This is a genomic window from Trueperaceae bacterium (genome assembly GCA_031581195.1).
Lineage (GTDB): Bacteria > Deinococcota > Deinococci > Deinococcales > Trueperaceae > SLSQ01.
Genome location: JAVLCF010000031.1, coordinates 1 through 13,197, shown reverse-complemented (window position 1 = coordinate 13,197; position 13,197 = coordinate 1). Strand labels below are relative to the sequence as shown.

Genomic DNA, 13,197 nt, shown 5'->3' with positions numbered 1-13,197 from the left:
CCGCCCCCCTCGACGCCCTCCGAAAGCCGCCCCCGAAGCCCGCACCAAGATCGACACCGCCGCCCTCCGGGGCGGCGGCGTCGTGGGGGTTCGGTCGGTCGGGCGGTCGGTCGGGGTCAGCGCTTGCGGCGGTTGGCGATGTGGATGGCGCGCCCGTGGGCGTGTTCCGCCGCCTCCATGAACGTCTCGGCGATCGTCGGGTGCGGGTGTTGCGTCAACGCGACGTCCTCGAGGGTGGCGCCCATCTCGATCGCGAGGGCCGCCTCGGCGATCAGGTCGCCGGCGTTCGGAGCGACCATGTGCGCGCCCAGCACGACGTCGGTGGCGGCGTCGCCGACGACCTTCACGACCCCCTCGTCGCTGCCGAGGGCGGTGGCGCGCCCCGACGCCGACAACGGGAAGGTGCCGACCCGGACCTCGTAACCGGCCTCCTTCGCGGCGGCCTCGCTCATGCCGACCGAGGCGAGCTCGGGGTGCGTGTAGATGACCGACGGCACGACGGTGTCGTACGCCGCGGGGACGCCCGCGGCGTGCTCCGCGGCGACGAGGCCTTCCTTCATCGCCTTGTGCGCCAGCAGCGGCGGGCGGGCGACGTCGCCGATCGCGTAGACGTGCGGGACGCCGGTGCGCAGGTGCTCGTCGACCGGGACGTAGCCGCGCGCGTCGACCTCCACGCCGAGCGCCTCGAGGCCCAGGTCGTGCCCGTTCGGGGTCCGCCCGACCGCGACGAGGAGCTTGTCGACGACGACGGTCTCGCTGGAGCCGTCCTTCGCTTCGAGCGTCACGGCGAGACCGTCGTCGGTCTTCGTCGCGCCCGTGGCCTTCGTCCCGGTCCGCACGTCGATCCCGCGCCGCTCGAAGCTCGTGCGCAACGCCTTCGCGACCGCGGGGTCGGCGCCGGGCACGATCTCGTCCATGAGCTCGACCACCGTCGTGTCGCTGCCGAAGGCGTGGTGGATCTCGGCGAACTCCAGCCCGATGGCGCTCCCCCCGATCGCCAGGAAGCGCTTCGGGACCGACGTCAGGTCGAGCGCCCCGGTGCTGTCGACGATCACGTCGCCGTCGGGCTCGAGGCCCGGCAGCACCACCGGCCGCGAGCCGGTCGCGACGATCGCCTTCTCGAACGTCACGGTCCGGTCGCCGACGCGGAGTTCGTGCGCCCCGGCGAAGCGGGCTTCGCCCTCGATCAGGTCGACCTTGTTCCCTTTGAACAGCATCCCGACGCCGTTCGTCATCTTGTCGACGACGCCCGCCTTCCAGCCGGCGAGCTTCTCGAGGTCGATCTGCGGCGCGCCGTACGTCACGCCGTAGGCGTCGGCGTGCTCCGCGGCGCGGAGGTCCGCCGCGACGTGCAGCAGCGCCTTCGTGGGGATGCAGCCGACGTTGAGGCAGACCCCCCCGACGTCGCCCTTTTCGACGACGGCGGTCGTGAGGCCCAACTGCGCGGCGCGGATGGCGGCGTGGTAGCCGCCCGGTCCGGATCCGATCACGACGAGTTGGTAATCCATGGCGTCCCTCCCGGCGGGCCTCGGCCCGCGCGTGCGGTGCGAATGCAGGCCGCCCGCGGGGGCGGCGACGGCGGCAGTGTACCCGCTGGCCGTGCGGGGACCGCGCAGCGGAGCCCACGCCGACGCGGCCGACGGCGCGGTAGCCTGCCGCCGATGGACGCCCCCGATCCCCCCGACGCCGCGCCGGCGGACGACGACGTCGTCCAACCGATCGATCACGACGACCTCCGCGTCGAGCACCTCCCGCACTCGCGCGACCCGTTCGACGACGTCGTCCGCTTCGCCGCGACGTTCGACGGCTACGCCGTGTACGGCATGGAGATGTGCGGCGAGATGGCGAACCGCGCCATGGCGCAGTGGGAGCAGCTGGGGGCGGTCCCGACGTGGTTGGAGGGGGACCTCCCCCGCCTTCGGGGGTGCCTGTACTTCGAGGCGCGCCGCTGGATCCGCCTCGAGCGGGAACCGGACACGCGTTCGTTGATCTACGTCCACGCGCTGATCGACGCGGTGCGCGACGCCCTCGAGGCGCGCGACGAGGCGGCCGACGTCGCGGACCCGGCGCCGGACGGCGCCGCGCAGGACGCGCGTTGACACCCCCCGGAGCCGCGGCTACGATTGATGGGATGACGCGCCGTCCGGTCGCCCCGCCGCCCCGTCGCGCGGAGCCGACCGAGACGAAGCGCGATGCCGGCACGCCCCGACCCCCGCGTCGGGGCGGTCTCGCGACGGTGGGAGGCGCCCGATGAGCACGAACGACCCAGGCACGGCCGATGCGTACGTTCCCCAGGAGATCGAACCGCGCTGGCAGGCGGCGTGGGAGCGTGACGGCCTCCACCGCGTCGACCTCCGCGAGGACGACGGCCGCGAGCGCTACTACTTCCTGACGATGTTCCCCTACCCGTCCGGCAACCTGCACGCCGGGCACTGGTACGCCGAAACCCCCGCCGACGCCGCGGCGCGCTACCTGCGGATGCGGGGCTACCAGGTGTTCTTCCCGATGGGCTACGACGCCTTCGGCCTGCCGGCGGAGAACGCCGCGATCAAGGCGGCGCGCGAGGGGCAGGACGTGCACCCGGCGAAGCTGACGCGCGAACGGATCGCGACGATGACGCGGCAGTTCCGGCAGATGGGCGCGATGTTCGATTGGAGTCACACCCTCGCGACGTGCGAGCCGGAGTACTACCGCTGGAACCAGTGGTTCTTCCTGCAGATGTGGGAGCGCGGGCTCGCCTACCGCAAGGAGAGCACCGTCAATTGGGACCCCGTCGACCAGACGGTCCTCGCCAACGAACAGGTGATCGACGGGCGCGGCGAGAGGAGCGGCGCCCCGGTGGAACGCCGCCTGATGCCGCAGTGGCATTTCGCCATCACGCGGTACGCCGACGAACTGCTCGACTTCTCCGGCCTCGATTGGCCGGAGCGGGTCAAGACCATGCAGACGAACTGGATCGGGCGCAGCGAGGGGGCGGAAGTCACCTTCGAGACGGAGACTGGGGACGCGATCACCGTGTTCACGACCCGCCCCGACACGCTGTGGGGCGCGACGTTCCTGGTGTTGGCGCCGGAGCACCCGCTGGTGGCGAAGGTCACGAGCCCCGAACGTCGCGCCGACGTCGAGGCGTACGTCGAGCGGGCGGGCGCCATGAGCGAGATCGACCGCACGAGCGAGACGCGGGAGAAGACCGGGACCTTCACCGGCGGCTACGCCGTGAACCCGGTGAACGGGGCGCGCGTCCCGATCTGGGTGGCGGACTACGTCCTGGTGACGTACGGGACCGGCGCGATCATGGCGGTCCCCGCGCACGACGAGCGGGACTTCGCCTTCGCGCGCCGCTTCGACCTCGACGTCGTCCCGGTCGTGCAGGGCGACGCGCCGCTCGACGGCGCCACGATGCAGGAAGCGTACGTGGGGGACGGCGTGATGGTGAACTCGGGCCCGTTCGACGGCACCCCCACCGGGAAGGGGGCGGACGCGGGCGACGGCATCGCGCGGGTCGTCGCCTGGCTGGAGGCGGAGGGCCTCGGGCGGGGCACGACGACGTACCGCCTGCGCGACTGGTTGATCAGCCGGCAACGCTACTGGGGCACGCCGATCCCGATGCTGTACTGCGACGCCTGCGGGATCGTGCCCGAGCGGGAGGAGAACCTGCCGGTGGTGCTGCCCGAGGACGTGGCGTTCATGCCGACCGGCGAGTCGCCCCTGAAGACGCACGAGGCGTTCCTGCACGCCGATTGCCCGCGCTGCGGGGGGCCCGCGACGCGGGAGACCGACACGATGGACACCTTCATGGATTCGTCGTGGTACTGGCTGCGGTACCTCTCCCCCGACGACGCGGCCCGCCCGATCGATCCGGACCTGGCGCGGGCGTGGACGCCGGTGAACACCTACACCGGCGGGATCGAGCACGCGATCCTTCACCTTCTGTACGCCCGCTTCTTCACCAAGGTGCTGCGCGACCTGGGGTGGGTGGAGCACGACGAGCCGTTCCTGCGGCTGCGCAACCAGGGGATGATCCTCGGCGCGGACGGCGAGAAGATGTCCAAGCGGCGCGGGAACGTCGTCGATCCCGACGCGCTGGTCGAGCGCTACGGGGCGGACGCCGTCCGCGCGTACCTGATGTTCATCGGCCCGTGGGACCAGGGCGGCCCGTGGAACGACCAGGGGATCGAAGGGATCGTGCGCTTCCTGAACCGCGTCTGGGCGCTGTTCACGGCGCCGCCCGAGCCCGGCGACGCGAGCGAGGCGGCGGTCCGCGACCTGCGGCGCGCGGTGCACGGCGCCATCCAGGCGGTGACCGAGGACTTCGAGGCGTTCCAGTTCAACACCGCCGTCGCGGAGCTCATGACGCTGCAGAACGCGATGTCGAAGGGCAAGAACGTCGGGCTGGTCGCCGACCCGGCGTGGGCGGAGGCGCGGTCGGCGTTCCTGCGGATGCTGGCCCCCATCGCGCCGCACCTGGCCGAGGAGCTGTGGCACCGCGCGGGGGAGGCGTCGTCGGTGCACGCCGCGACGTGGCCGGAGGTGGACGCGTCGGCGTTGGTGGTGGACGCCATCGATCTCGTGGTGCAGGTCAACGGCAAGGTCCGGGGGCAGGTGACGGTCGCGGCGGACGCGCCCGACGCGGACGTCGTCGCCGCGGCGAAGGCGGAACCCAACGTCGCGCGCTACCTCGAGGACGCCACGGTGCGCCGCGAGATCGTGGTGCCCGGCAAGCTCGTGAACCTCGTCGTCGGTTGAGCGCCCGGGTGGCGCGTCAGAGGTCGATGGCTTCGCCGTCGCGGGCGACGAGGGCGGCGAGGCTGGTGCGGTCGAGGACCTCCAGCATGGCGCGCTTGACGTCCAGCATGAGGCGCCGCACCTCGCAGTCGGCTTCGTCGACGCAGTCGTCGCACGGCGCGTAGTAGCGCTTCGACGCGCACGCGACGGGCGCGAACGGGCCCTCGAAGATGCGTAGGACCGCGCCGAGGTAGACGTCCTCGGGGGCGGCGGCAAGCCAGTAGCCACCCCCCCGCCCCTTGCGGGCCTGCAGGACCCCGTGCTTGCGGAGGTCGGCGAGGATCGCTTCGAGGAACTTCGGGGGGATGCCCTCGGCGTCGGCGACGGCGCGGCCGAGGACCGGGCGGTCGCGGGCGGTGGCGTCCTCGCGCGCGAGGTGCGCCAGCGCCTTGAGAGCGTACTTGCCCCGCTGCGTCAGGGCGTTCATGCGTGCATCGTACCGCCGACGGCGTCCCCCCGGCGTTGCCATCAACCCATCGGTTTGCTAGGTTGATGGCGATGACGTCGACCCCGCTCCCCGACCCCCACCCCCTCGTCGACCCCCTCCTCGCCCTCGTCGCCGACGCCGGCGCCGCCATCCGCGCCGTTTACGACGCGCCGGGCGACGTCGAAACGAAGGCGGACGGCTCCCCCCTCACCCGCGCCGACCTCGCCGCTCACGCCGTCCTCGACGCCGGCCTCCGCGCCCTCACCCCCGACGTCCCCGTCCTCTCCGAGGAGGGCGACGCCGCCGACCCCGGCGACCCCGCCGCCGCGCGCCGGCGCGCCGGCTGGCGCGCCGCGTGGCTCGTCGACCCGCTCGACGGCACCAAGGAGTTCCTCGCCCGCAACGGCGAGTTCACCGTCAACGTCGCCCTCGCCGACGTCCGCGACGGCGTCGCCCACCCGACGCTCGGCGTCGTCCACGTCCCCGTCACCGGCGAGACCTACCTCGGCGTGGTCGGCGACGGCGCGTGGCGCGACGCGGACGGCGTCCGCACCCCCGTCGCCCCGAGCGCCCCGCGCGACGTCGCCCGCGTCGTCGCCAGCCGCTCGCACCGCACGCCCGCCACCGACGCCTTCGTGCAGGGCCTGGGGGCGCTCTACCCGCACGTCGAGACGACGACGTCCGGCAGCGCCCTCAAGATCTGTCGCGTCGCGGAGGGCGCCGCGCACTACTACCCGCGCGTCGGCCCCACCATGCGCTGGGACACCGCCGCCGCCGACGCCGTCCTGCGCGCCGCCGGCGGGGCGCTCTGGCGCTACGGCACCCGCACGCCGCTGACCTACGACCTACGCGAGCTCGTCAACCCGCCGTTCCTCGCCGTCCACGGGCCCGACGCGCGCCTGCCCGACGCCTACGACGCCGCCGCGGACGCGACGCCGTGAACGAGGCCGCGACGACGCACCTGAAGCTCCTCGAGGCGGAGGCGATCTTCGTGCTGCGCGAGGTCGTCGCGGAGTTCGAGAACCCGGTCCTGCTCTACAGCATCGGCAAGGACTCCAGCGTCCTGCTGCACCTCGCCCTCAAGGCGTTCGCGCCCGCCCCCCTGCCCTTCCCCCTCCTGCACGTCGACACCACCTGGAAGTTCCGCGAGATGACGGCGTTCCGCGACCGCCGCGCGAAGGAGCTCGGGCTCGACCTGATCGTGCACACCAACGCCGACGGCGTCGCGCGCGGCGTCAACCCGTTCACGCACGGTAGCCAGGTGCACACCGACGTCATGAAGACCCAAGCGCTGAAGCAGGCGCTGGACGCGCACCGCTTCGACGCGGCGTTCGGCGGGGCGCGCCGCGACGAGGAGAAGAGCCGCGCGAAGGAACGCATCTACAGTTTCCGCGACGCGAACCACGCGTGGGACCCGAAGAACCAACGACCCGAACTCTGGAACCTCTACAACGCCAAGCACAAGAAGGGCGAATCGATCCGCGTCTTCCCGCTGTCGAACTGGACCGAGCTCGACGTCTGGCAGTACATCCTCCTCGAGGGGATCGAGATCGTCCCGCTCTACTACGCCGCCCCCCGCCCCGTCGTGCGCCGCGACGGGACCTGGATCATGGTCGACGACGAGCGCATGCCGCTCGAGCCGGGCGAGACGCCGGAGATGCGCTCGGTCCGCTTCCGGACGCTCGGCTGCTACCCCCTCACCGGCGCGATCGAGAGCGAGGCGTCCACCCTGCCGGAGGTCGTGCAGGAGATGCTGCTCGCGCGCAGCAGCGAACGGCAGGGCCGCGTCATCGACGCCGACCGGGCGGGCAGCATGGAGAAGAAGAAGCGCGAAGGGTACTTCTGATGAGTCACGCCAGCCCCCTGATCGCCGCGGACATCGACGCCTACCTGCAGCAGCACGAACGCAAGGACCTGCTGCGCTTCATCACGTGCGGCAGCGTCGACGACGGCAAATCGACGTTGATCGGGCGGCTGCTGCACGACGCGGCGTTGATCCACGAGGACCACCTCGACGCGATCCAGCGCGACAGCGCCCGGTTCGGCACGACCGGCGACGCCCCGGACCTGGCGTTGTTGGTCGACGGCCTGCAGGCCGAGCGCGAACAGGGCATCACGATCGACGTCGCCTACCGCTACTTCAGCACCGAACGACGCAAGTTCATCATCGCCGACACGCCCGGCCACGAGCAGTACACCCGGAACATGGCGACGGGGGCCAGCACCGCGCAGCTCGCGGTCCTCCTCGTCGACGCCCGCCACGGCGTCCGCCCGCAGACGATCCGCCACGCCCGCATCGTCACGCTGCTCGGCATCCGCCACCTGGTGCTGGCGATCAACAAGATGGACCTCGTGGGGTGGGACGAGGCGCGCTTCGACGCCATCCATCGCGACGTCCGCGACGTCCTCGCCCGCTTGGGGGTGAAGGACGCCACCCTCGAGGCGATCCCGCTCTCGGCGCTGCACGGCGACAACGTCGTGCACCCCAGCCCGCACACGCCCTGGTACGCCGACGCCGGCGGCGTGCCGCTGATGGAGCGGCTGGAGACCGTCGACGCGCGACCCGACCGGCGCGCAGGCGACCTGCGCCTCCCCGTCCAGCTCGCCGTGCGTCCCGACGCGGACTTCCGCGGGTACGCCGGGACGCTGGCCAGCGGCACCGTCGCGGTCGGCGACGAGGTGATGATCCTGCCCGCCCGCACCCGCAGCCGCGTCGCGCGGGTGCTCGGCGTCGACGGCGACGTCGACGCCGCCACCGCCCCGCACCCCGTCACGCTCACCCTGGAGGACGAACGCGACGTCTCGCGCGGGGACCTGATCGTGCATCCCGGGCGCGCCCCGTCGGTCGCGACCCGCGTCGACGCGGACCTCGTCTGGATGGCGGACGCGCCGCTGCGGCCCGGCGTGCCCTACGACGTCAAGCTGGCGACGAAGACGACCGGCGCCGTCGTGAGCGACCTCCACCACCGCCTGAACCTCACGACCCTCGCCCCCGAACCGGCGGAGGACGGCGACGGTCCCGCCCTCCGCATGAACGAGGTGGGGGCCGCCACCCTGACGTTCACGACGCCGGTCGCGTTCGACCCGTACGACGCGGTCCCGACGACGGGCGCCTTCATCCTGATCGACCGCATCGACAACGTCACGGTCGGCGCCGGCATGATCCGCGGCGTCGCGCGGCGCGAGGACGACCGCCGCGCCCCGAACGTCTCCTGGCAGGCGACGCACGTCGACCGCGCCGTCCGCGCGGCGCAGAAGGGCCAGACGCCGCGCGTCGTGTGGTTCACCGGCCTCTCGGGCGCCGGGAAGAGCACCCTCGCCGACGCGCTCGAGCGCCGCCTCGTGGCGCTCGGCAAGCACACCTACCTGCTGGACGGCGACAACGTCCGGCACGGCCTGAACCGCGACCTCGGCTTCGACGACGCCGGACGCGTGGAGAACGTCCGGCGGATCGGCGAGGTCGCGAAGTTGATGACCGACGCCGGCCTGATCGTGCTCACCGCCTTCATCAGCCCCTTCCGCGAGGACCGCCGCGCGGTCCGCGAGATGCTCGACCCGGGCACGTTCGTCGAGGTGTTCGTCGACGTGCCCCTCGACGTCGCCGAGGCCCGCGACCCCAAGGGCCTGTACGCCCGCGCGCGGTCCGGCGCCATTCGCGACTTCACCGGGATCGACTCCCCCTACGAACGACCGCACGACCCGGAGGTCGTCGTCGACGGCGTCGCGACGCCGGTCGACGAAGCGGTCGAGCGCCTCCTCGACGTCGTCCTCGCCGACGAGGCCGACGCCCCCTCCGACCGGGGGGCGTAGCGGCGTCAGGCCGGCCGGACGTCGCTCGTGACGCGCACCGGTACGCCGCCCGCGAGGGTGTTCGCGACGAGGCACCCGCGTTCGGCGATCGCGACGAGCTTCGCGAAGCGCTCCGCGTCGTCGGTCGCGGCGCTCGCGTGCAGGTGGATCGCGGTGAAGCGGGGCGGGCCGTCGGCCGCATCGGCCTCCACCGCGACGCGCACGTCGCGTACGTCGGCGTCGCGGCCCCGGACGGCGGCGAGCAGGTTCGACGCGAAACAGCCCCCGAGCGCCGCCAACAGCAGCTCGCCCCCCATCGGGCCTTCGTCCGCCCCACCCTTCTCCGCCGGCCGGTCGACGGCGAGGGCGTGCCCACGCACCTCGGCGCGGGTGGTGGACGGGCCGGTCTGGATCAGGTCGACGCGGGCGGGCATGGGCACCTCCGGAGTGGGGGCGTCAGAGCGGCGCGATGAGCGCCACCTCGAGCAGGGCGGAGAGGTCGGCGGCGGGCGCGACGAGGAAGCTGCGGCGCAGGTCGTTCGGGTCCTCCGGGAGGCGCGCGACGACGGTGCCGACCGGAACGCCGCGGGGAAACAGCCCGCCGTAACTGCTGGTCTCCACGACGTCCCCGACCTCGACCGGGTCGGTCTCGACGAAGCGGACGACGCGGACGCGGCCGCCGACGTCCCCGACCGCGACGCCCTGGCCGCCCTTCCCGCGGACCGTGACCCCCACGCGCGATTCGGGATCGAGGATCGTGCGCACGACGGCGCGGCCCGCGGCGACGTCGGTGACGATCCCGACCAGGCCCGCGGGGGTCGTGACGGGCATGTCCGGCACGACCGCAGCGCTGCGCCCCCGACCGAGCCGTAGGCGGTCGACCGTCTCGCCGGCGCTGCCGCCGACGACCGGCGCGGTCGTGACGACGCCGGGACTCTGCGCGTCGCGGATCGCCAGGATCTCGCGCATGCGTTCCGCCTCCAGCTCGAGGGTCCGCACGTCGGCGCGCGCCGCGGCGAGCGCGTCGCGCAACGCGGCGTTCTCGGCGCGCAGGTCGCGGCGGTCCACCAGCGCCTCGAGGGTCGCGCGGAGGTTCGCGCCGGCGCGGTAGGGGGCGTCCTGCGGAAGCGCGACGGCGGCGGAGAGGGTGGTGGGCACGCGCCCCACGAAGGCGGTGACGATGAACGTCACCAGCCCCAACGCGAGGAAGACGTACCAGGCGCGCAGGAGGTTAGACACCGCCCTGCGCCTCCGCCGAGGGGGCCGTCGGGGGGGCCGCCCGCGCGGCGTCCAGCAACCGCGTCACCGCCGGGAGGCTGAGCCCGACGACGTTCGAGTAGCAGCCGTGCACCACGTCGACCAGCGCCGCGCCGGTGTCCTGGATGGCGTACCCGCCGGCCTTGTCGAGCCCTTCGCCGGAGGCGACCCAGCGATCGATGGTGGCGGCGTCGAGCGCGCGGAGGCGCACCTCGGTCCGGACCGCTTCGCGACCGACCTCGCGCGCGCCGAAAGCGCCTTCGCCCGCGGCGTGCACCAGGACGTGGGCGGTGACGACCGCGTGCGGCACGCCCGCGAGCCGCGCCAGGAACGCCCGGTTCTGCGCGGCGTCGCGGGGCTTGCCGAGCACGACGCCGTCGTGCACGACGATCGTGTCCGCCGCCAACACGAGCCGGTCGGGGTGCCGCGCGGCGACGACGTCCGCCTTCGCCCGCGCGAGGCGGAGGGCGTCGTCCGCGGGCGCGAGCGTCGCGTCGGGCGTCTCGTCGACGTCGGCGGGATCGACCTCGAACGGCGTCCCGAGCGCGCGCATCAGCTCGCGGCGGCGGGGGCTGGCGCTGGCCAGCACCAGCGGGTGGGGGGCCTGCAGGGTCACGGGGGGCATCGTACCGCTCGTCCGGTATGCTCGCGGCCATGCCCACTCCCGATGCAGGCGACCCCGCGCCGTCCTTCCAGGCGGCCTCCACCGACGGCCCCCTCGCCCTCGACGACCTCCGCGGTTCCTGGGTGGTCCTGTACTTCTACCCGAAGGACTTCACGCCGGGCTGCACGACCGAGGCGTGCGACTTCCGCGACGCGATGCCGGGCCTCGACGCCCGCGTGATCGGCGTCTCGCCCGACCCGGTCGACAAGCACGCCGACTTCGCCGAGGAGCACGGCCTCGCGTTCCCGCTCGTGTCCGACCCCGACCACGCGATCGCGGAGGCGTACGGCGCCTACGGTCCCCGCACGCTGTACGGCAAGGAGGTCGTGGGGATGCTGCGCTCGACGTTCCTGATCGACCCCGGTGGGGTGGTCCGCGAAGCGATGCGCAACGTCAAGGCGAAGGGGCACGTGGAGCGCGTCCGCGCGAAGCTCGAGGCGTTGCGGGGGTGAGCGGCGACCGGAAGCGGGCGGCGGCGGAGGCCGCCCTCGGCGAACTCCGGTCCGGCCAGCGGCTCGGCTTGGGCACCGGGAGCACCGCCGCGGCGTTCCTCGAGGCGCTCGCCGAAGCGCTGGAGGCGGGCCGCCTGGCGGACGTCGCGGGCGTCCCGACCTCCCGCGCGACCGAGGCGCACGCCCGCGCGCTGGGGATCCCGCTCATCGACCTGCCGGCCGACGGCGTCGACGTCGCGGTGGACGGCATGGACGAGGTCGATGGGGACCTGAACGCGGTGAAGGGCCTGGGTGGGGCGTTGTTGCGCGAGAAGGTCGTCGCGGAGGCCGCGACGCGCTTCGTGCTGATCGGCGACGACGGCAAGACGGTCCCGCGGTTGGGGGCACGGGCGCCCCTGCCGGTGGAGGTCCTGGCGTTCGGCGTGGCGCGGACCGAGGCGCGCCTCCGCGACCTCGGGCTCGCCCCGACGTTGCGGGGCGGGGCGACCGAGCCGTTCCTGTCCGACAACGGCAACCCGATCCTCGACGCGACGTTGCCCGCCGACCGCGACCTGCCGGCGTTGGCGGCGGCGTTGGACGCGATCCCCGGCGTGATGGCGCACGGGCTGTTCCTCGCCATGGCGGACGTCGCCTACCTGGCGGGCGACGGCGACGTGGAGCGCCGCGAGGCGGGCGCGTGATCCGCGCGGTCGGCCTCGACGTCGTGGAGCTCGACCGGATCCGGGGCGTGCTCGAGCGTCACGAGCGGCGCTTCCTGGCCCGTCACTTCACGCCGGACGAGGTGGCGTACTGCCGGGCGCAACGCGACCCGGTGCCCTCGCTCGCCGCGCGGTTCGCGGCGAAGGAGGCGTTCCAGAAGTGTTGGCCGGAGGCGCACGGGTGGCGCGACGTGCGCGTCGTCCGCGAGGACGGTGCACCGCACCTGGCGTTCAGCCGCACGCTGGCGCAGGCGCTGTCGGAGGCGGGCCTCGTCGCGCACCTGTCGCTGAGCCACTCCCGCGATCACGCCGCCGCGGTCGTGATCCTCGAACGCCGCGGGGCGTGAACCCCGCGGCGTCGCGTGCACGGTGGGTGCGGTCCGGCCTCAGAAGGCGTGCGCGACCGCGTCGACCTCGGGTTCGTCGACGAGGGTGATGCTGCGGTAGCCCGAGGCGATGACGCCCTCGGCGCGGAGTTCGGTGATGATCTTCGAGACGCTCTCGCGGGTCGAGGCGGTGCCCTCGGCGATGAGTTCGTGCGTCGCGGAGATCACCGGGCGGCCCTGCGGGTCGCGGGTGGCGAGCGGGGTGTCCGCCAACGTCAGCAGGTACCGCGCGACGCGCTGGCGCAGGTCGCCGGTCTGCAGGTGGTACTCGTAATCCATCAGCCGCTGCATCTGGTCGGACAGCGACCGCGTGATGGTCAGGAGGTCGCTCGCGTCGATGCGGGCGGGGTCGATGGCAGCGATCTCGGTGCGGGTGAGCGCCTCGGCCATCTCCTCGCGTTGCCCGCTCATGAACGCCTCTTCGCCGAAGTAGTCGCCGGGCAGGACGTGGCGGACGGTGAGGATGCGCCCCTCGGGCGTCATGCGGGTGATGCGCACCAGGCCGCTTTCGACGCGGAAGACCGCGGTGGCGGCGTCGCCGTGGTGGTAGAGGGCCTGCTTGCGGTGGAACGCCAGGCGTTGCGCGGCGTGGGCGGCCGCCTCGGGCGTGGCGGTCGCGGGGGCTTGGGCGCCGGCGCGTTCGTAGAGTTGGCTGGCCATGGCGGTACCTCCTGGGGCCTTGCGGCCGGGGTGGGGGGTGGTCCGGGGCGTGGCGCCGGACGCAGAGGGGGCGGGGCTG

14 protein-coding genes are annotated in these 13,197 nt (G+C 73.5%); 8 read left to right on the top strand and 6 right to left on the bottom strand.

Annotation, left to right across the window (positions count from 1 at the left end; genetic code table 11):
* Positions 1-116: 116 nt before the first annotated feature.
* Positions 117-1,508, bottom strand: a complete 1,392-nt coding sequence (lpdA, locus tag RI554_04440; GenBank protein ID MDR9391258.1) for a dihydrolipoyl dehydrogenase — start codon at positions 1,506-1,508, stop codon at positions 117-119.
* Between the two features lie 153 nt (positions 1,509-1,661).
* Between lpdA and RI554_04435 the strand changes: the two genes are divergently transcribed.
* Positions 1,662-2,099: a hypothetical protein gene (locus RI554_04435; GenBank protein MDR9391257.1), complete on the top strand. Its 438-nt coding sequence runs from the start codon at positions 1,662-1,664 to the stop codon at positions 2,097-2,099.
* Between the two features lie 151 nt (positions 2,100-2,250).
* Positions 2,251-4,746 (top strand): leucine--tRNA ligase, encoded by a 2,496-nt coding sequence (leuS, locus tag RI554_04430; protein ID MDR9391256.1) that lies wholly within the window; start codon positions 2,251-2,253, stop codon positions 4,744-4,746.
* Positions 4,747-4,762: 16 nt separating this feature from the next.
* Here the strand turns inward: leuS and RI554_04425 are convergent, their stop codons facing one another.
* Positions 4,763-5,212 carry an Rrf2 family transcriptional regulator gene (locus RI554_04425; GenBank protein ID MDR9391255.1) on the bottom strand — a complete coding sequence of 150 codons (450 nt, stop codon included), beginning with the start codon at positions 5,210-5,212 and terminating at the stop codon, positions 4,763-4,765.
* Positions 5,213-5,283: 71 nt separating this feature from the next.
* On the opposite strand from RI554_04425, the gene cysQ reads away from it, so the two are divergent.
* The 3 genes from cysQ to cysN are packed head-to-tail and all read left to right on the top strand — an operon-like array spanning position 5,284 to position 9,022.
* Positions 5,284-6,153, top strand: a complete 870-nt coding sequence (cysQ, locus tag RI554_04420) for a 3'(2'),5'-bisphosphate nucleotidase CysQ (GenBank protein MDR9391254.1) — start codon at positions 5,284-5,286, stop codon at positions 6,151-6,153.
* Positions 6,150-7,058 carry a sulfate adenylyltransferase subunit CysD gene (gene cysD / locus RI554_04415; GenBank protein ID MDR9391253.1) on the top strand — a complete coding sequence of 303 codons (909 nt, stop codon included), beginning with the start codon at positions 6,150-6,152 and terminating at the stop codon, positions 7,056-7,058. Before cysQ ends, cysD begins: the two co-directional genes overlap by 4 nt.
* Entirely contained in the window at positions 7,058-9,022 is a 1,965-nt protein-coding gene (gene cysN, locus RI554_04410; GenBank protein ID MDR9391252.1) for a sulfate adenylyltransferase subunit CysN, read from the top strand. The genes cysD and cysN overlap by 1 nt, the downstream gene beginning before the upstream one ends.
* 5 nt (positions 9,023-9,027) lie before the next feature.
* Here cysN and RI554_04405 read toward each other — a convergent pair whose 3' ends face one another.
* From RI554_04405 to RI554_04395, 3 genes are read right to left on the bottom strand one after another with little or no spacing between them, the layout of a single operon-like run.
* Positions 9,028-9,435, bottom strand: a complete 408-nt coding sequence (locus tag RI554_04405; protein MDR9391251.1) for an OsmC family protein — start codon at positions 9,433-9,435, stop codon at positions 9,028-9,030.
* 22 nt (positions 9,436-9,457) lie between these two features.
* Complete coding sequence (mreC, locus tag RI554_04400; GenBank protein ID MDR9391250.1) at positions 9,458-10,240, bottom strand: rod shape-determining protein MreC; 783 nt, start codon at positions 10,238-10,240, stop codon at positions 9,458-9,460.
* Positions 10,233-10,874 (bottom strand): Maf family protein, encoded by a 642-nt coding sequence (locus RI554_04395; GenBank protein ID MDR9391249.1) that lies wholly within the window; start codon positions 10,872-10,874, stop codon positions 10,233-10,235. The genes mreC and RI554_04395 overlap by 8 nt, the downstream gene beginning before the upstream one ends.
* Before the next feature lie 38 nt (positions 10,875-10,912).
* Here RI554_04395 and RI554_04390 point away from each other — a divergent pair, with 38 nt between their 5' ends.
* From RI554_04390 to acpS, 3 genes are read left to right on the top strand one after another with little or no spacing between them, the layout of a single operon-like run.
* Positions 10,913-11,374: a peroxiredoxin gene (locus tag RI554_04390; protein ID MDR9391248.1), complete on the top strand. Its 462-nt coding sequence runs from the start codon at positions 10,913-10,915 to the stop codon at positions 11,372-11,374.
* The gene (gene rpiA / locus RI554_04385) at positions 11,371-12,054 is read left to right on the top strand and encodes a ribose-5-phosphate isomerase RpiA (GenBank protein MDR9391247.1); all 684 of its coding nucleotides are present in this window, start codon (positions 11,371-11,373) and stop codon (positions 12,052-12,054) included. Before RI554_04390 ends, rpiA begins: the two co-directional genes overlap by 4 nt.
* Positions 12,051-12,419, top strand: a complete 369-nt coding sequence (gene acpS / locus RI554_04380; protein ID MDR9391246.1) for a holo-ACP synthase — start codon at positions 12,051-12,053, stop codon at positions 12,417-12,419. Before rpiA ends, acpS begins: the two co-directional genes overlap by 4 nt.
* A gap of 39 nt (positions 12,420-12,458) precedes the next feature.
* Here the strand turns inward: acpS and RI554_04375 are convergent.
* On the bottom strand, positions 12,459-13,197 hold a 739-nt coding region (locus RI554_04375; GenBank protein MDR9391245.1), incomplete at its 5' end, for a cyclic nucleotide-binding domain-containing protein.

Coding starts and splice junctions, on each gene's coding strand:
- lpdA (MDR9391258.1), bottom strand. CDS start 1,508: ATGGATTACCAACTCGTCGTGATCGGATCCGGACCGGGCGGCTACCAC.
- RI554_04435 (MDR9391257.1), top strand. CDS start 1,662: ATGGACGCCCCCGATCCCCCCGACGCCGCGCCGGCGGACGACGACGTC.
- leuS (MDR9391256.1), top strand. CDS start 2,251: ATGAGCACGAACGACCCAGGCACGGCCGATGCGTACGTTCCCCAGGAG.
- RI554_04425 (MDR9391255.1), bottom strand. CDS start 5,212: ATGAACGCCCTGACGCAGCGGGGCAAGTACGCTCTCAAGGCGCTGGCG.
- cysQ (MDR9391254.1), top strand. CDS start 5,284: ATGACGTCGACCCCGCTCCCCGACCCCCACCCCCTCGTCGACCCCCTC.
- cysN (MDR9391252.1), top strand. CDS start 7,058: ATGAGTCACGCCAGCCCCCTGATCGCCGCGGACATCGACGCCTACCTG.
- RI554_04405 (MDR9391251.1), bottom strand. CDS start 9,435: ATGCCCGCCCGCGTCGACCTGATCCAGACCGGCCCGTCCACCACCCGC.
- RI554_04390 (MDR9391248.1), top strand. CDS start 10,913: ATGCCCACTCCCGATGCAGGCGACCCCGCGCCGTCCTTCCAGGCGGCC.